At 69.4% G+C, this 16409-nt stretch carries 13 protein-coding genes; 11 read left to right on the top strand and 2 right to left on the bottom strand.

The features are described from left to right. A partial coding sequence (locus BUB20358_RS22625; RefSeq protein WP_174905121.1) for an IclR family transcriptional regulator occupies positions 1-796 on the top strand: 796 nt, incomplete at its 5' end. A 481-nt stretch (positions 797-1277) separates the two neighbouring features. Here BUB20358_RS22625 and BUB20358_RS22620 read toward each other — a convergent pair. Further along, complete coding sequence (locus BUB20358_RS22620; protein WP_006765854.1) at positions 1278-1760, bottom strand: Lrp/AsnC family transcriptional regulator; 483 nt, start codon at positions 1758-1760, stop codon at positions 1278-1280. Positions 1761-2036: 276 nt separating this feature from the next. Between BUB20358_RS22620 and BUB20358_RS22615 the strand changes: the two genes are divergently transcribed. The 3 genes from BUB20358_RS22615 (at position 2037) to BUB20358_RS22605 (ending at position 5367) form a co-directional block, all read left to right on the top strand. Further along, the gene (locus tag BUB20358_RS22615; protein ID WP_035974059.1) at positions 2037-2675 is read left to right on the top strand and encodes a LysE family translocator; all 639 of its coding nucleotides are present in this window, start codon (positions 2037-2039) and stop codon (positions 2673-2675) included. Between the two features lie 115 nt (positions 2676-2790). Further along, positions 2791-3222, top strand: coding sequence for a YqaA family protein (locus BUB20358_RS22610; protein WP_006765852.1), 432 nt, complete (start codon positions 2791-2793; stop codon positions 3220-3222). Positions 3223-3384: 162 nt separating this feature from the next. Beyond that, positions 3385-5367 carry a methyl-accepting chemotaxis protein gene (locus BUB20358_RS22605; protein WP_035974057.1) on the top strand — a complete coding sequence of 661 codons (1983 nt, stop codon included), beginning with the start codon at positions 3385-3387 and terminating at the stop codon, positions 5365-5367. A 32-nt stretch (positions 5368-5399) separates the two neighbouring features. Here the strand turns inward: BUB20358_RS22605 and BUB20358_RS22600 are convergent, their stop codons facing one another. After that, complete coding sequence (locus BUB20358_RS22600) at positions 5400-7052, bottom strand: acyl-CoA synthetase (RefSeq protein ID WP_006765850.1); 1653 nt, start codon at positions 7050-7052, stop codon at positions 5400-5402. A 168-nt stretch (positions 7053-7220) separates the two neighbouring features. On the opposite strand from BUB20358_RS22600, the gene BUB20358_RS22595 reads away from it, so the two are divergent. Genes BUB20358_RS22595 through BUB20358_RS22565 form a run of 7 tightly spaced genes read left to right on the top strand, consistent with a single transcriptional unit; the run spans position 7221 to position 16359 of the window. Beyond that, the gene (locus tag BUB20358_RS22595; protein WP_035974055.1) at positions 7221-7976 is read left to right on the top strand and encodes a Crp/Fnr family transcriptional regulator; all 756 of its coding nucleotides are present in this window, start codon (positions 7221-7223) and stop codon (positions 7974-7976) included. 9 nt (positions 7977-7985) lie between these two features. Beyond that, positions 7986-8189: a hypothetical protein gene (locus BUB20358_RS22590; protein WP_123806716.1), complete on the top strand. Its 204-nt coding sequence runs from the start codon at positions 7986-7988 to the stop codon at positions 8187-8189. A 26-nt stretch (positions 8190-8215) separates the two neighbouring features. Further along, positions 8216-11386, top strand: coding sequence for an efflux RND transporter permease subunit (locus BUB20358_RS22585; RefSeq protein WP_006765848.1), 3171 nt, complete (start codon positions 8216-8218; stop codon positions 11384-11386). A gap of 50 nt (positions 11387-11436) precedes the next feature. Beyond that, positions 11437-12666: an efflux RND transporter periplasmic adaptor subunit gene (locus tag BUB20358_RS22580; RefSeq protein WP_006765847.1), complete on the top strand. Its 1230-nt coding sequence runs from the start codon at positions 11437-11439 to the stop codon at positions 12664-12666. A 5-nt stretch (positions 12667-12671) separates the two neighbouring features. Then, complete coding sequence (locus BUB20358_RS22575) at positions 12672-14165, top strand: efflux transporter outer membrane subunit (protein WP_035974053.1); 1494 nt, start codon at positions 12672-12674, stop codon at positions 14163-14165. 35 nt (positions 14166-14200) lie between these two features. After that, complete coding sequence (locus BUB20358_RS22570) at positions 14201-14896, top strand: heavy metal response regulator transcription factor (RefSeq protein ID WP_035974052.1); 696 nt, start codon at positions 14201-14203, stop codon at positions 14894-14896. Further along, positions 14893-16359, top strand: coding sequence for a heavy metal sensor histidine kinase (locus tag BUB20358_RS22565; RefSeq protein ID WP_035974050.1), 1467 nt, complete (start codon positions 14893-14895; stop codon positions 16357-16359). The genes BUB20358_RS22570 and BUB20358_RS22565 overlap by 4 nt, the downstream gene beginning before the upstream one ends. The last annotated feature ends 50 nt before the right edge of the window (positions 16360-16409 follow it).

Below are 16409 nucleotides of genomic sequence, written 5' to 3'. Positions count from 1 at the left end.
GCTGCGGATGCCGCCCGCGCTGGCCGACGACGCGCGCGCGCAGCGCGGCATCAATGCGCTCGACAGCACCGGCGATCTGCTGCTCGCGCTCGTATCGGCGGGGCGCGCGCTGCCGTTGCGCGATCTCGCGACGGCCGCCGGCATGCCGGCCGCGAAAGCGTTTCCTCATCTGGTGAGCCTGCAGAAGATCGGCCTGCTGACCCGCGACGACACCGGCGGCTTCGACGGCGGCCCGCTCGCGCAGGCGCTCGGTCTGATCGCGATGCAGCGCGTGTCGCCGACGCGCGATGCGGAGGCCGAGATCGTCGCGCTCGCCGCCGCGACCGACATGAGCGTCGCGGCCGCGACGCTCGGCCCGCTCGGCCCGACGGTGATCCGCCTCGAGGAAGCCGCACGGCCGCAGCACGTGAGCCTGCAGGTCGGCACCGTGATGTCGCTCGTCAATACGGCGATCGGCCGAAGTTTCGCGGCCGGCATGTCCGACGACGTACTGGCCGATCTGCTTGCCGACGAGCCGGTGCGCCTCGCCGGCGCCCCGACCGAACTCGACGACGCGTTCCGCGCGCGGCTCGCCGCGATTCGCGCGGACGGCGTCGATTTCGCGTTCGACGCGCCGGTGCCGGGCATCGGCACGATCGCGGCGCCCGTGTTCGATCACACGGGCAGCATCCGGCTGGTCATCGCGATCATCGGTTCGTCGCGCGGCTTTCCGCGCGGGCCGGACAGCCCGCTCGCAAAAGCGCTGCTCGCGGCGACGCGGCGGCTGTCGTGGCGGTTCGGATGGATCGGAGGCTGACAGCGAGCACCGCGCGAACAAGGACGGGAATCGGCAATGCGCGCCGGGCGATTCGCCGGGTCCTTATGTTGCGTAGCAGCAACGAAGAATCGTCAAGAATTCTCATATAACGAAATCGAATTTCACAAAGCGGTGACGCTCCTCTATCATTAGGGTTATCCCTAATCCACCACCACAAGGGGCTTCATCATGCAAACGACTAACGTCTCCGACCGTTCCACCCACTCCGCTGGCTGGCTCGCACGTTTGGGCTCGCTGCTTGCAGAAGCGTGGGCGCTCCACCTCGAGAACTGCGCCGTCATCGCCGAAGCGCACGCGCGCCTGCCGCGCTGAGCGAAACGACCGCATGGGCGCGATACGGCCGGCGGCGCAACGCATCGCGGCCGGCAGCGCGCATCCGGCGCGTCCTTGCCCGGTTCATCCGTCTTCGCGTTCGGGCGCACCGCGGAGCACGGCAACACGGTCTGCCGGGCGGCAGCACTCACACCTGAATCGACGGCACATCCTTCATGCAGCGCAGCGCGAACATCGACCGGCTGTGACGGATGCTCGAAATCCGGTACAGCTTCTCGCGCAGAAAGCGCTCGTAGCCGGCCGTACCGTCCACCGCGACCTTGATCCAGTAGTCGTATTCCCCTGACACCAGATACGCCTCGAGCACCTCGGGCAATGCCGCGAGCTCCGCGCCGAAGCGCGCGAGCGCGTCGTCTTCGTGGCGGTCGAGCGTGACTTCGAGAATCACGATGTCCGCGTAGCCGAGCATCCGTTGATTGACGAGCGCGACATAGCCGTCGATATAGCCGTCGGCCTCCAGTTGCCGCGTGCGGTTCCAGCACGCGGTCGTCGACATCCCGATCTGTTCGGCCAGTTCCGCGTTCGACAGCCGCGCGTTCTTCTGCAGCGCGCGAAGGATCTTGCGGTCCTGGTTGTCGAGGGTTTTCGGCGAGCGTTCGCGCATAGTCATGGCTGAAAGAATTTTCTACTGAAAATCGGCATTCTATCTGAACGGAATTCCGGAATTCGGCGCGTTTTACTGGCAAACAGGAAGCTTTTTAATCGGGCCGGCTGATACATTTTCTCCATGCCCGATGCCGGCACGCTCCCCGCGACGACCCTTCGCGTCGGGACGCAGGCCGCAATCACGAGTTGCGGTGCCGGCAGCGGGCATGAAATTCCCGCCGCCCGCGTGCCGATCCGGCTGCGCGGGCGACGCCCACTCCCGTTTCGCGCCCTTCCCGTCATGTCGTTCCAGCTTTACCTGTCGTTCGTCGCGGCTTCCGCCGTTCTCGTCTACGCCCCCGGTCCCGTCAACCTCCTCACGATGAATCACGCGCTGCGCGCCGGCTGGCGCCGCGCATTGCCGTGCGTGTGGGGCGGCACGCTCGCCGTGCTGCTGCAGCTTGCGCTGACCGCGCTGTGCCTGAATTCGCTGGTTCATCTCGACGAGCGCGCGCTCGCCGCACTCCGCTGGGCCGGCGCCGCGTACCTCGTGTGGCTCGGCGTCAAGCAATGGCTCGACCGGGCGGCCGCGAACGCGTCCGCGGCGGCGGCCGGCGTCGCGCAGCCGCCCGCCGATACGGCACGCGCGCTGTTCTGGCGCGGCGTCGCGACGTCGGGACTGAATCCGAAGACGCTGCTGTTCTTTCCGTCGTTCTTTCCGCAATTCATCCGCCCGGACGCCGGCTTGAGCCTGAACGGCCAATACCTGCTGCTCGCGGCGACGTTCGCGCTGCTGTTCGCCGGCGGCGTCGCGTCGATGGCGCTGTTCTCGCACCGGCTCAGCCGCACGTTGCGGCGGCCCGCGCGGATGCGTGCGATGAACCGCGTGACCGGCGGATTGCTCGTCGGCATGGGGGCGATCATGGTCGGGTGGAACTGAGCGCGTCTGACCGACCGTGTCTAACCGACCGTGTCGAAACAGCCGTGTCTAACCGGCCGTGTCCGTTCAGGCTCACCGCCCGCGCCGGCCGCGACGCGCCCGGTACAATCGCGCGATGCCCGAATTGCTCACCTACGGCGGCCTGTTCGCCGTGTCGATGGTCGCTGCGACCCTGTTCCCGCTGCAGTCCGAGGCCGTACTCGCCGGCCTGCTGATCGCGGGGCGCGAGCCCGCGTGGGCGCTGGTGCTCGTCGCGAGCGTCGGCAACATCGCCGGCTCGACGATCAACTGGGCGCTCGGCCGCGGGATCGAGCGTTTCCGCGAGCGCCGCTGGTTCCCCGTCAAGCCGTCCGCGCTCGCGCGCGCCGAACGCTGGTACGCACGCTACGGCCGCTGGTCGCTGCTGCTCAGCTGGGCGCCGGTGATCGGCGACCCGCTGACGATGATCGCCGGCGTGCTGCGCGAGCCACTGCCGACGTTCATCGCGATCGTCGCGATCGCGAAGGTCGGCCGGTACTTGGCGATCGCGTGGCTCGTGACGCACTGACCGCATCGGCCGTCGGTCCGGCCGCGACTCGCGCGCACGGTGCGCCGTGCGCACGCACACCTGCGCAACCGCCGCTAAAGAATCCGTCGAAGTTGCCGTTTAAGTGACGACGAGCGGTGACGCGTGCGTTCCGCCTCTCTCCCTCCCCACTCAGGATGCCGTATGAGATTGACTCAATTGGGCCGGGCGAGCGTCGGCACCCGCCTTGCCGCGCTGGCGTGCGCGCTCGTCGCGCTGCTGTTCACCGTTTTCGCGTGGGCACTCGCCCATTTCGCGGGCCAGCAGCTCGCCGAAGAGGCGCACGCGCGGATCGCCGACAAGGAGCAGTCGATCCGCGCGATGGTCGAGCTGTTCGACAAGGCGCTGTCGGCCGAAGCCACGCGCGCGATGTCGCTGTTCGCGAGCTTCCTGCCTGCCGATTTCGCGCTCGATCCGACCCGGACCGTCGACATCGGCGGCGTCGCCGCGCCGACCCTGTCCGCGGGCGGCCAGGCGCTCGACCTCGATTACTCGATTCCGGACCAGTTCCTGCAAAAAAGCGGCGCAATCGCGACGATCTTCGCGCGCGACGGCGACGATTTCGTGCGCATCACGACGTCGCTGAAGAAGCAGGACGGCACGCGCGCGGTCGGTACGAAGCTCGACCGCGCCGGCCCCGCGTATGCGCCGCTCGTCGCCGGGCGCAGCTACACGGGCCTCGCGAAGCTGTTCGGCCGCCCGTACATCACGCAGTACAAGCCGGTGACCGATGCGACGGGCCGCGTGATCGGCGCGCTGTTCGTCGGCATCGACGTCGGCACGGAGCTGCAGCTCGTGCAGGACGGCATTCGCGCGCTGAAGATCGGCAGCAACGGCTACTACTTCGTGCTCGATGCGTCGCCCGGCACCTCGCGCGGCACGTTCGTCGTCCATCCGGACGCGGCCGGACAGCGTGCCGACGATACGCGCGCGCCGTACACGCAGATGCTCGCGGCCGGCCAGGGCCGCATCGCGTACACGTCGGCCGATCCGGCCGCGCACGACGCGCGGCCGACCGACAAGTTCGTGTCGTTCACGACGATTCCGCAATGGCAATGGCTCGTCGGCGGCATCGCGCTCGACGACGAACTGCTCGCCGACATGCGCGCGACCCGCAACCGCTTTCTGCTGATCGCCGCCGTGCTGGTCGCCGCGTTCGCGGTGCTGTTCGCGCTCGTCGTGCGCCGCGTCGTGAGCCGGCCGCTCGACGCCGCTGCACGCGCGTCCGAGCGCTATGCGGCCGGCGATCTCAGCGTGCGAATCCGCGACGGCGCCGCGTCGCGCGCCGCGGCCGGCAACGACGAGATCGGCCGGCTCGTGCAGGCGGTCGACGGGATCGGCGACGGTCTCGCACAGATCGTCGCGCAGGTCCGCAGCGGCTCGGCCGACATCGCCCGCGGCACGGTCGGGATCGCGGCCGGCAGCGGCGACATCGCCGCGCGAATCGCGACGCAGGCGAGCAGCGTCGAACAGACGGCGGCCAGCATGGAGCAGATCACGGCGGCCGTGCAGCAGAACGCCGAACACGCGGCGCAGGCGAATGCGCTGGTCGCCGACGCAGCGGTCGCCGCGACCAGCGGCGACGAGGCCGTGCAGCGCGTGGTCGCGACGATGGACGAGATCGGCCGCACGACGCGCCGGATCGCCGAGATCACGAGCGCGATCGAAGGCATCGCGTTCCAGACCAACATCCTCGCGCTGAACGCGGCAGTCGAAGCCGCACGCGCGGGCGAGCACGGCAAGGGCTTCGCGGTCGTCGCGGCCGAGGTGCGCGCGCTCGCGCAGCGCAGCGCGGCGGCGGTCAAGGAGATCGACGCGCTGAGCGCCGAATCGTCGACGACCGTCGAACAGGGCTACCGGATCGCGGACGCCGCGCGCGGCACGATGCGCGACATCGTCGCGCGGGTCGACCAGGTCCGCACGCTGATCGGCGAGATCAGCGCCGCATCGCGCGAGCAATCGACGGGCATCGAGCAGGTGAACGTCGCGGTCACGCAGATCGGCGAGGCGACGCAGCAGAACGCGACGCTGATCGCGGACGCAGAGCGCGCGGCCGTCGCGCTGCGCGACCAGGCCGCGCAGCTGTCCGAAGCGGTCAGCGTGTTCCGCCTCGAGCGCGACGCGTGAGCGTCGACGCGCGGCGACGAACGGCCGTCCGCCTACTTCTTGTCGCCGGCCAGATCGATCGCCGCGGTCGAGCCGACCGCGTTGCGCAACTGGAATTTCTGGATCTTGCCGGTCGACGTCTTCGGCAGCTCGCCGAAGCGCACGGCCTTCGGCACCTTGAAGCCGGCGAGCAGCTGCCGGCAGTGCGCGACGATCTCGTCCTCCGTCGCGCTCGCGCCTTCGCGCAATTCGACGAACGCGCACGGCACCTCGCCCCACTTCGGATCGGGCATCGCGACGACGGCCGCGACCGCGACGGCCGGATGCCGGTACAGCGCGTCCTCGACCTCGATGCTCGAGATGTTCTCGCCGCCCGAAATGATGATGTCCTTGCGGCGATCCTTGATCCGGATATAGCCGTCCGGCGTCAGCACGCCGAGATCGCCGGTATGGAACCAGCCGCCCTGGAACGCTTCGTCGGTCGCCTTCGGGTTCTTCAGGTAGCCCTTCATGCAGATGTTGCCGCGGAACATGATTTCGCCGAGCGTCTCGCCGTCGGCCGGCACCGGCGCCATCGTGTCGGGGTCGAGCACCGTCGCGCCCGCTTCGAGGTGGTAGCGCACGCCCTGCCGTGCATTGAGCCGCGCGCGCTCGTCGTCCGACAGCGCGTCCCAGTGCGACTGCTTCGCGCATACGGTGGCCGGTCCGTAGACCTCGGTGAGCCCGTACACGTGCAGCAGGTCGAAGCCGATCTCCTTCATCTTCGCGATCACGGCCGGCGCGGGCGCCGCGCCCGCGACCATCGCGTGCACCGTGTGGTCGATTCCCGCGCGGAATTCGGCCGGCGCGTTCGCGATCGCGCTCTGCACGATCGGCGCGCCGCAATAGTGCGTGACGCGTTCGCGGCGGATCAGGTCGAACACCGTCTTCGCGTCGAACTTGCGCAGGCACACGTTCACGCCCGCGCGCGCGGCGACCGCCCACGGAAAGCACCAGCCGTTGCAGTGGAACATCGGCAGCGTCCACAGATACACCGCGTGCTTCGGCATGTCCCATTCGAGCAGGTTGCTGATCGCCGCGAGATACGCGCCGCGATGGTGATAGACGACGCCCTTCGGATCGCCGGTCGTGCCCGACGTGTAGTTCAGCGCGATCGCGTCCCACTCGTCGGCGGGCGGCGTCCATGCGTAGTCGGGATCGCCGCCGGCGACGAACGCTTCGTAGTCGGTCGCGCGCGCGAAGCGCGCGAGGTCGGCCGGCATCGCGTCGGCGACGCTGACGATCTTCAGCGCCGGCAATTCGAGCGCGACGCGCTGCGCGAGCTCCGCATATTCGGTATCGACGATCAGCACCTTCGCTTCGCCGTGACGCAGCATGAACAGCACCGACGCGATGTCGAGCCGCGTGTTGATCGTGTTCAGCACCGCGCCGGCCATCGGCACGCCGAAGTGCGCTTCGATCATCGCCGGAATGTTCGGCAGCACGGCCGCGACCGTGTCGCCGCGCGCGACGCCGGCTTGCGCGAGCGCGCTCGCGAGCCGCTTCGCGCGCGCATACGTGTCGGCCCACGTGCGCCGCACGTCGCCGTGCACGATCGCGACGCGCTCGCCGTAGACCTCGGCCGAGCGCACCAGGAAGTCGATCGGCGTGAGCGGCACGTAGTTGGCGTCGCGGCGGCCGAGCCCAGCCTCGAACATCTGCGTCATGATCCTGTCTCCCGTGTTCGATCGATCCGCGGGCGTGCGCCGCGGATCGTTCTGGTGTGGTTCAATTGCCGACAGCCTAACGGCCGCTATTGTGAGCCGTCTGTCATCGAAACGACAGACTGCGCGGCGACCGCTGCGCGTTATCCCTATCCTCGCAAACCCGCATCCATGTCCGATTCCGTCGCCGCGCCGCGCGATGCGGCCGCACGTTGCGCGGACACGTCCGCGCAGCACGCGCCGCTGCCGGCCCTGTCCGCGCTGTTCGACTCATGCGCGTGGTTTCGCGCGCTCGCACCCGAGCATCGCGCGCTCGTGCTCGCGCAATCGCACGCCGAGCAATGCGAAGCCGGCGACGTGATCGCGCGGCGGCTCGCGCCGTCCGAATACTGGATCGGCGTGCATCGCGGGCTGCTGAAGCTCGCGATCTTCAACGCGTCCGGGCGCGGCTGCACGTTCTCCGGCGTGCCGTCGGGCGGCTGGTTCGGCGAAGGCAGCGTGATCAAGCGCGAGCCGCGCAAGTACGAGGTCGTCGCGATCCAGCGCTCGACCGTGCTGTTCGTGCCGGCCGATACGTTCCACGCGCTGCTCGACAGCAGCCTGCCGTTCACGCGCTTCGTGATCCACCAGCTGAACAACCGGATGGGCGAATTCATCGCGTCGATCCAGAACAGCCGGCTGCTCGACGTCGACGCGCGCGTCGCGCAGTCGCTCGCTCAGCTGTTCAACCCGGACCTGTATCCGGACACCGGCCCGTCGCTCGCGATCTCGCAGGAGGAGCTCGGGATGCTCGTCGGCGTGTCGCGGCAGCGGATCAACCAGGCGCTGCAGCAACTCGAGAGGCGCGGCGTGCTGCGGCTCGCATACAACCAGATCGACGTCGTCGATCTCGCCGCGCTCGCGCGGTTCGGAATGGAACAGATCTGAGCTTTCCCGATGCGCGAAACCGTCGCCGATGCCGGATGCATGCCCGCTGCCGCAGCCGTCTCCGGGGTGCGGCACAAGCCGCGCATGCGCGCGTTTCGTCTGCCGAATCGGCCGGCGCGCCGCGCGCGGCAAGCTGACAATCCCGCCAGTTTCGCGTCAGTAGCGCGTGCCATGCCGACGCCTATCATGCGGGTTCCCTTCATCGACGCCTGACCGCCGCCCGCCCCACCGCCCCTTCCATGTGGATCGTCCATCTCGCGCTCAGGCGCCCGTACACGTTCATCGTGATGGCCATCATGATCGTGCTGGCCACGCCGCTCGCGCTGATGCGCACGCCCGTCGACGTGCTGCCGTCGATCAACATTCCGGTGATCAGCGTGATCTGGAATTACAACGGCTTGTCCGCGACGGACATGACGAACCGGATCACGTCCGTCCACGAGCGGGTGCTGACGACGACCGTCAACAACATCCAGCACATCGAGTCGACGTCGCTGCCCGGCATCGCGGTCGTGAAAGTGTTCCTGCAGCCGGGCGCGAACGTGCAGACGGCGATCGCGCAGACGGTGTCGTCCGCGCAGGCGATCGTCCGGCAGATGCCGCAAGGCGCGACGCCGCCGCTCGTGATCACGTATTCCGCGTCGAGCATCCCGGTGATCCAGCTCGGGCTGTCGAGCCGGACGCTCGGCGAACAGTCGCTCGCGGACATCGCGCTGAACTTCCTGCGCCCGCAGCTGATCACGATTCCGGGCGCGCAGGTGCCGTTTCCGTACGGCGGCCGCACGCGCGTGGTCGCGGTCGATCTCGATCCGCAGGCGCTGCTCGCGAAGGGGCTCACGCCGGCCGACATCGTGAACGCGGTCAATGCGCAGAACCTCGTGCTGCCGACCGGCACCGCGAAGATGGGCCAGACCGAATACCGGATCGACACCAACGCATCGGCCGACACGATCGCCGACATCGACAATCTGCCGGTGCAGACCGTCAACGGCGCGACGACGTATCTGCGCGAGGTCGCATCGGTGCGCGACGGCTTCGCGCCGCAGACCAACGTCGTGCGGCAGAACGGCCAGCGCGGCGTGCTCGTGTCGATCCTGAAGACCGGCGACGCGTCGACGCTGAAGGTCGTGTCGGACCTGAAGGCGCTGCTGCCGAAGGTGATCCCGACGCTGCCCGAAGGGCTCACGATCACGCCGCTGTTCGACCAGTCGGTGTTCGTCGACGCGGCCGTGCAGGGCGTGATTCACGAAGCGCTGATCGCCGCCGTGCTGACCGCAATGATGATCCTGCTGTTCCTCGGCAACTGGCGCAGCACGCTGATCATCGCGATCTCGATTCCGCTGTCGATCTTCACGTCGCTGATCGCGCTCGCCGCGCTCGGCGAAACCATCAACATCATGACGCTCGGCGGGCTCGCGCTCGCGGTCGGGATTCTCGTCGACGACGCGACCGTCACGATCGAGAACATCGAGCGCCACCTGCATCTGGGCACGAACCTGCACGACGCGATCCTCGAAGGCGCGGGCGAGATCGCGGTGCCCGCGTTCGTGTCGACGCTGTGCATCTGCATCGTGTTCGTGCCGATGTTCTTTCTGACCGGCGTCGCGCGCTTCCTGTTCGTGCCGCTCGCGGAAGCGGTCGTGTTCGCGATGCTCGCGTCGTACGTGCTGTCGCGCACGCTCGTGCCGACGCTCGCGATGCTGCTGTTCCGTCCGCAGCAGGCAGGCAGCGGCCCCGCGCGTTCGACGTCGCGCTTCGCGCGCGTTCATCACGCGTTCAATGCCGCGTTCGAGCGGCTGCGCGCGTGGTACGTCGTGCTGCTCAGCATCCTGCTAGTGCGCCGCCGCTTCTACGCGACGTGCTTTCTCGGCTTCTGCGTGCTGTCCACCGGCCTCGTGTTCGTGCTCGGCCGCGACTTCTTCCCGAACGCCGATTCCGGCAACATCCGGCTGCACCTGCGCGCGCCGACCGGCTACCGGATCGAGGAAACCGCGCGCCTCGCGGATCAGGTCGAGCGCGTGATCCGCGAAGTCGTGCCGCCCGACGAGCTCGGTGCGATCGTCGACAACCTCGGGCTGCCGGTGAGCGGCATCAACCTGTCGTACAGCAACGCGGGCACGATCGGCACGCTCGACGGCGAACTGATGATCGCGCTGAAACCCGGCCACCGTGCGACCGCGCATTACGTGCAGACGCTGCGCGCGCTGCTGCCGCGGCGCTTTCCGGGCGTCGAGTTCTTCTTTCAGCCGTCGGACATCGTCACGCAGATCCTGAACTTCGGGCAGCCGGCCGCGATCGACGTGCAGGTGCTCGGCAACGATCTCGCGAGTAACATGGCCATCGCAAGCAGCCTGATGAAAAAGGTCAGGCAAATCCCCGGCGCGGTCGACGTGCACGTGCTGCAGCGTAACGACGAGCCGACCCTGCTGGCCGACATGGACCGTACGCGCATGCAGCAGCTCAATCTTTCCGCGCAGAACGTCGCGCAGAACATGCTGATCTCGCTGTCCGGCAGTTCGCAGACGACGCCGTCGTTCTGGATCAACCCGCGCACCGGCGTCCAGTACCCGCTGCAGATCCAGACCCCGCAGTACGACATCGCGTCGGTCGGCGACCTGCTCGGCACGCCGGTCTCCGCGAACGGCCGCACCGGCATGCCGCTGCAGCTGCTCGGCAACCTCGTGCAGGTGCGCACCGCCGCGAATCCGGCCGTGATCACGCACTACAACATCCGGCCGGCGATCGATCTGTACGTGAGCGTCGACGGCCGCGATCTCGGCTCGGTCGCAGCCGAAATCGACCGCATCGTGTCCGACGCGCGCGCGACGCTGCCGCGCGGCACCGAGCTGTCGATGCGCGGGCAGATCGATACGATGCGCACGTCGTACGTCGGGCTCGGCGCGGGCGTCGCGATGGCGATCGTGCTCGTCTATCTGCTGATCGTCGTCAATTTCCAGTCGTGGCTCGATCCGCTGATCATCGTTAGCGCGATGCCGGCCGCGCTCGCCGGCATCGCGTGGATGCTGTTCATCACCGGTACGCACCTGAGCGTGCCCGCGCTGACGGGTGCGGTGATGACGGTCGGCGTCGCGACCGCGAACAGCATTCTCGTCGTGTCGTTCGCGCGGCAGCGGCTCGCGGCCGGCGCGCCGCCGCTGACCGCCGCGCTGGAAGCCGGCGCGACGCGTATCCGGCCCGTGCTGATGACGGCGCTCGCGATGATCATCGGGATGGTGCCGATGGCGCTCGGACTCGGCGAAGGCGCCGAGCAGAACGCGCCGCTCGGCCGCGCGGTGATCGGCGGGCTGCTGTTCGCGACCGTGTCGACGCTGCTGTTCGTGCCGCTCGTGTTCGGCGGCGTGCATGCGCGGCTCGCCCGCCGGCGCGCGCATCGCGCCGCGCAATCGTGAACGCGCGCGTTGGCCGCCGCCCTTACTTCGCATACTGACCGGTCCCATTCATGGAAGAGAAACATCACAGTTCCGTCGGCATCCAGGTGGACGAGCACGGGATGCATCTGCCGACGCGCACGTCGGTGTCGCGGCGCGCGCGAATCGTGCTGATCGCGGTCGGCGTGCTACTGGCCGCCGGCGCGGCGCGCACGATCGTCGTCGACGTGCTGAACCGCGGCCGGCTCGATACGATCGCCGAGCAGAACGTGCGCCAGTACGTGAACGTCGTGCATCCGACCGACGCCGCCGCGGGCGGCAAGCTGACGCTGCCGGGCACGCTCCGCGGCTTCGTCGAGGCGCCGATCTACGCGCGTGCGAGCGGCTACGTGCTGCGCTGGCACGCCGACATCGGCGCGCACGTGAAGCAGGGGCAATTGCTGGCCGAACTCGACACGCCGGAACTCGACCAGGAACTCGCGCAGGCCGCCGCGCAGCGCCGGCAGGCGCAGGCGGCGCTCGCGCTCGCGAAGACGTCGTTCGACCGCGCGCAGCAGCTGCGGCAGCGCGATGCCGTGTCGCAGCAGGAACTCGACGACCGGCAAGGCGCGTTCAGCCAGGGCAGCGCGAATCTCGCGGCCGCCGACGCGAACGTGCGCCGGCTCACCGAGCTGAAGGGCTTCCAGCGCATCGTCGCGCCGATCGACGGCATCATCACGCAGCGCAACGTCGACGTCGGCGACCTCGTCAGCGCCGGCAATGCGGGCCGCGCGCTGTTCACGGTCGTGCAGGCCGACCGGCTGCGCCTGTACGTGCAGGTGCCGCAGGCGTACGCGCAGCAGGTGAAGGTCGGCCGGCACGTGAGCGTCGCGCAGGCCGAGCTGCCGGGACGGACCTTCGACGGCACGATCACGCGCACGGCGGAGGCGATCGACGTCGCGACGCGTTCGCTGCAGACCGAAATCACGCTGCCGAACCCGGACGGCCGGCTGCTGCCGGGCGCGTACGTGCAGGCGACGCTGCCGATGACGCCCGCGGGCCGGCTGCAGATTCCGGCGAACACGCTGCTGTTCCGCGCGGAAGGCCCGACGGTCGCGACCGTCGACGCGAACGGCGTCGTGCATCTGAAGCCGGTGACCGTGGTGCGCACGATCGGGCAGACGCTCGAAGTCGACGGACCGATCACGTCGAACGACCGGCTCGTCGCGAACCCGAGCGACGCGCTCGCGAACGGCGACGCGGTCGTCGTATCGACGCCGACCGCGCGGCCGGCGTCCGGCACCGCCGGAGCGAAGTCGTGAGCGCGATGCGCGCACGCGCGCGGCCCGCCGCGGTTGCCGCGATCGTCGCGGCCGCCGCCGTCGGCGGCTGCACGGTCGGCCCCGACTACCGGCGCGCGGACGTCGACACGCCGGCGGCGTGGCGGCTCGACCCGGCCGACGCGTACTGGCACCCTGCCGCGCCGGCGCGCGCGCCGCTCGATCCGGCGTGGTGGACCGCGTTCGGCGATCCGCAGCTCGACGCACTCGAAGCCGACGCGCTGCGCAGCAACCAGAGCCTGAAGGAAGTCGCCGCGCGCTACGACCAGGCGAAAGCGACGCTCGCGTCCGCTGGCGCCGCGCAGTATCCGGCCGTCGCGCTGACCGCGAGCGGTCAGCGCTTCAAGATCTCCGGCGACCGGCCGCAGACCAGCTACGCGACGAAGAGCATGTCGACCGTGCAGAACGACGTGCAGATCGGCGCGAGCGTCAGCTACGAAGCCGACCTGTTCGGCCGTGTGCGACGCAGCGTCGAGGCCGCGCAGGCGAGCGCCGAACAGGCGCGCGACGACTTCGCGAACGCGCGCGTCGTGCTGAGCGCCGATCTCGCGTCGAGCTATTTCGCGCTGCGTGCGCTCGATGCCGAGATCGACGTCGTCCGGCGCTCGATCGATCTGCAGCAGAAGGCGCTCGACTACGTGAGCGCGCGCCACGACCTCGGCGCGGTGTCGGGTCTCGACCTGCTGCAGCAGCGCGCGCAGCTCGACGCGACGCGCACGCAGGCGCAGCTGCTGCTTCGGCAGCGCGCGCAGGTGGAGACCGCGCTCGCGACGCTCGTCGGCACGCCGGCGCCCTCCTTCTCGCTGCCGCCGCGCGTCGTGCCGATTCGCGCGCCCGCGCTGCCGACCGGGCTGCCGAGCGATCTGCTGCAGCGGCGGCCCGACGTCGCGTCGGCCGAGCGCGCGATGGCGGCAGCGAATGCGCAGATCGGCGTCGCACGCGCCGCGTATTTTCCGCGCATCGCGCTGTCGCCGGACATCGGCTGGGACGCGACGCGCTTCGCCGGGCTGTTCACCGTGCCCGCGCTGCTGTGGTCGATCGGCGCGTCGGTCGGCCAGCCGCTGTTCGAAGGCGGCAAGCTGAAAGCCGGCGTCGATTTCGCGCAGGCCGGCTACGTCGCCGCACAGGCGCATTACCGTCAGACCGTGCTCACCGCATTCGAGGAGGTGCAAAATGCGGTGACTGGCCTGTCGGTGCTCGGCGCCGCCGCGCAGCAGGCATCGGCGGCGGTCGACGACGCGCGCCGGCTCGTGTCGCTCGCGCAGGATCGCTACGCGGGCGGCCTCACGCCGTTCATCGACGTGCTGACCGCGCAGCAGCAACTGCTGACGAGCGAGCGCCAGGCCGTACAGATCCAGGGCCAGCGCGCGGCGCTCGTCGTGTTTCTCGCGAAGGCGCTCGGCGGCGGCTGGGACGTGCGCGCGGCGGACGGCGCGGCGCCGTCCGAGGTCGCGGCCGCGGCGCCGGCGACGTCCCCTTGACCTTGACACGATTGCCCCGGACAACGGATTCGAACATGAAAGTGCTGATCGTCGAAGACGAACCGAAAGTCGTCGAATACCTGAAAAGCGGCCTGACCGAGGAAGGCTGGGTCGTCGATACCGCGCTCGACGGCGAGGACGGCGCATGGAAAGCGGTCGAATTCGACTACGACGTGGTCGTGCTCGACGTGATGCTGCCGAAGCTCGACGGCTTCGGCGTGCTGCGCGCGTTGCGCGCGCAGAAGCAGACGCCGGTGATCATGCTGACCGCGCGCGACCGCGTCGACGACCGCGTGCGCGGGCTGCGCGGCGGCGCCGACGACTACCTGACCAAGCCGTTCTCGTTCCTCGAGCTGATCGAGCGGCTGCGCGCGCTCACGCGCCGCGCACGCGTTCAGGAATCGACGCTGATCTCGATCGGCGACCTGCGCGTCGATCTGATCGGCCGCCGCGCGACGCGCGACGGCACGCGTCTGGACCTGACCGCGCAGGAGTTCCAGCTGCTCGGCGTGCTCGCGCGGCGCAGCGGCGAAGTGCTGTCGAAGACGACGATCGCGGAACTCGTGTGGGACGTGAACTTCGACAGCAACGCGAACGTCGTCGAAACGGCGATCAAGCGGTTGCGCGCGAAGCTCGACGGCCCGTTCGCGGACAAGCTGCTGCATACGATCCGCGGCATGGGCTACGTGCTCGAGGCGCGCGACGACGGCGACGGCGAGAGGCGCGCATGAGACGCTCGATTGCGCTGCGGCTGTCCGCGATGTTCGGCATCGTGTCGCTGCTCGTGTTTACGCTCGTCGGCTGCGGGCTGTTCGTGCTGATGGAGCGGCAGCTGTTCGCCGAGCTGCGCGCGACGATCGACACGCGCGCGAAAGTGGCCGAGATGATCGTATCGCATGCGACCACGAGCGCGCGCGGCCGCCTGATGCAGGAAAAGCTCGCCGATCTCGAGCCGCCGGACGGCTCGACGCGCTATCAGGTCGACGGCGCCGATCCCGCGTTCCGTTTCGGCAGCCCGGTCGACGGCGTGCCGGTCGGCGAACCGGCCGGCGCGTTCCAGCGCTATGCGCTGAACGGCAGCAGCTACGACGTGATGACGAAGACGGTTGCCGTGGCCGGCAGCGGCGAGCGGCCGCCGCTGAAGCTGATCGTCGCGACCTCGTGCGAACGCACGCAGCGGATGCTGCGCCGCTTCGGCTGGACGCTCGCCGCGCTGATCGCGACGGCGACCGTGATCACGCTGCTGCTGAGCCGCGCGGTCGCGCGCTTCGGCCTCGCGCCGCTCGACCGGCTGTCGCAGGACGCGGCGGCCGTCAGCGCGACCAACCGCCGCCAGCGGCTGCACACCGATGCGCTGCCGACCGAGCTGCGCGAGCTCGCCGCGTCGTTCAACGGCGCGCTCGAACGCATCCAGCAAACCTACGCGCGGCTCGAGGCGTTCAATGCGGACGTCGCGCACGAGCTGCGTACGCCGGTCAGCATCCTGATCGGCCAGACGCAGGTCGCGCTGACGAGCCGCGACCGCTCGGTCGACCGGATGCGCCAGACGCTGCAGTCGAACCTCGAGGAATTCGAGCGGCTGCGCGTGATCATCAACGACATGCTGTTCCTGTCGCGCAGCGACCGCGGCGAGCGCGCGACCGACCTGAAGCACGTGTCGCTCGCGGACGAGGTGCGGCGCATGCTCGACTTCCTCGAAATCCCGCTCGACGAAGCGCTGTTGCGCGCCGAGCTGCACGGCGACGCGCATGCGGCGGTCGACCCGTCGCTGTTCCGGCGCGCGATGACGAACCTGCTGATCAATGCGATCCAGCATTCGGTGCCGGGCTCGACGCTGACCGTGACGATCGCGCGCCGCGACGCGCTCGTCGACGTGGCCGTCGCGAACCCCGGCGAGCCGATCGATCCGGCGCGGCGCGCGCACGTGTTCGAACGCTTCTACCGGCTCGAGGAAGCGCGCGCGAACAGCAACGAAAACCACGGGCTCGGGCTGTCGATCGTCAAGGCGGTCGCCGAGATGCATGGCGGCAGCGTGTTCGTGTCGTGCGACGGCGGCATCAACACGTTCGGCTTCTCGGTGTCGGCGCAGCCGTGCGCGGACGGCCCGCTGCGCACCGCCGACGCGCCCGGCCCGGCCGATTCCGCCCGCGTGCACGACGTGCGGGCCGCGCACGCGCGCCGCGCGTTGCCGTAGCGCGTTGCCGTAGCGCGCGGTCGAGGGCAGTTTTCTTCAATACCGGCACG

Origin of the sequence: Burkholderia dolosa, assembly GCF_902499135.1 — a bacterium.
GTDB classification, from domain to species: domain Bacteria; phylum Pseudomonadota; class Gammaproteobacteria; order Burkholderiales; family Burkholderiaceae; genus Burkholderia; species Burkholderia dolosa.
Note: the sequence above shows the minus strand (reverse complement) of the source record. Positions and strands in the feature narration are given on the sequence as shown.

What these genes read in the sequence shown, in the direction of transcription:
- BUB20358_RS22620 (WP_006765854.1), bottom strand. Translation starts at nt 1,760, where the DNA reads ATGACTATGCGCGAACGCTCGCCGAAAACCCTCGACAACCAGGACCGC.
- BUB20358_RS22615 (WP_035974059.1), top strand. Translation starts at nt 2,037, where the DNA reads ATGTCGTTCCAGCTTTACCTGTCGTTCGTCGCGGCTTCCGCCGTTCTC.
- BUB20358_RS22610 (WP_006765852.1), top strand. Translation starts at nt 2,791, where the DNA reads ATGCCCGAATTGCTCACCTACGGCGGCCTGTTCGCCGTGTCGATGGTC.
- BUB20358_RS22605 (WP_035974057.1), top strand. Translation starts at nt 3,385, where the DNA reads ATGAGATTGACTCAATTGGGCCGGGCGAGCGTCGGCACCCGCCTTGCC.
- BUB20358_RS22600 (WP_006765850.1), bottom strand. Translation starts at nt 7,052, where the DNA reads ATGACGCAGATGTTCGAGGCTGGGCTCGGCCGCCGCGACGCCAACTAC.
- BUB20358_RS22595 (WP_035974055.1), top strand. Translation starts at nt 7,221, where the DNA reads ATGTCCGATTCCGTCGCCGCGCCGCGCGATGCGGCCGCACGTTGCGCG.
- BUB20358_RS22590 (WP_123806716.1), top strand. Translation starts at nt 7,986, where the DNA reads ATGCGCGAAACCGTCGCCGATGCCGGATGCATGCCCGCTGCCGCAGCC.
- BUB20358_RS22585 (WP_006765848.1), top strand. Translation starts at nt 8,216, where the DNA reads ATGTGGATCGTCCATCTCGCGCTCAGGCGCCCGTACACGTTCATCGTG.
- BUB20358_RS22580 (WP_006765847.1), top strand. Translation starts at nt 11,437, where the DNA reads ATGGAAGAGAAACATCACAGTTCCGTCGGCATCCAGGTGGACGAGCAC.
- BUB20358_RS22575 (WP_035974053.1), top strand. Translation starts at nt 12,672, where the DNA reads ATGCGCGCACGCGCGCGGCCCGCCGCGGTTGCCGCGATCGTCGCGGCC.
- BUB20358_RS22570 (WP_035974052.1), top strand. Translation starts at nt 14,201, where the DNA reads ATGAAAGTGCTGATCGTCGAAGACGAACCGAAAGTCGTCGAATACCTG.
- BUB20358_RS22565 (WP_035974050.1), top strand. Translation starts at nt 14,893, where the DNA reads ATGAGACGCTCGATTGCGCTGCGGCTGTCCGCGATGTTCGGCATCGTG.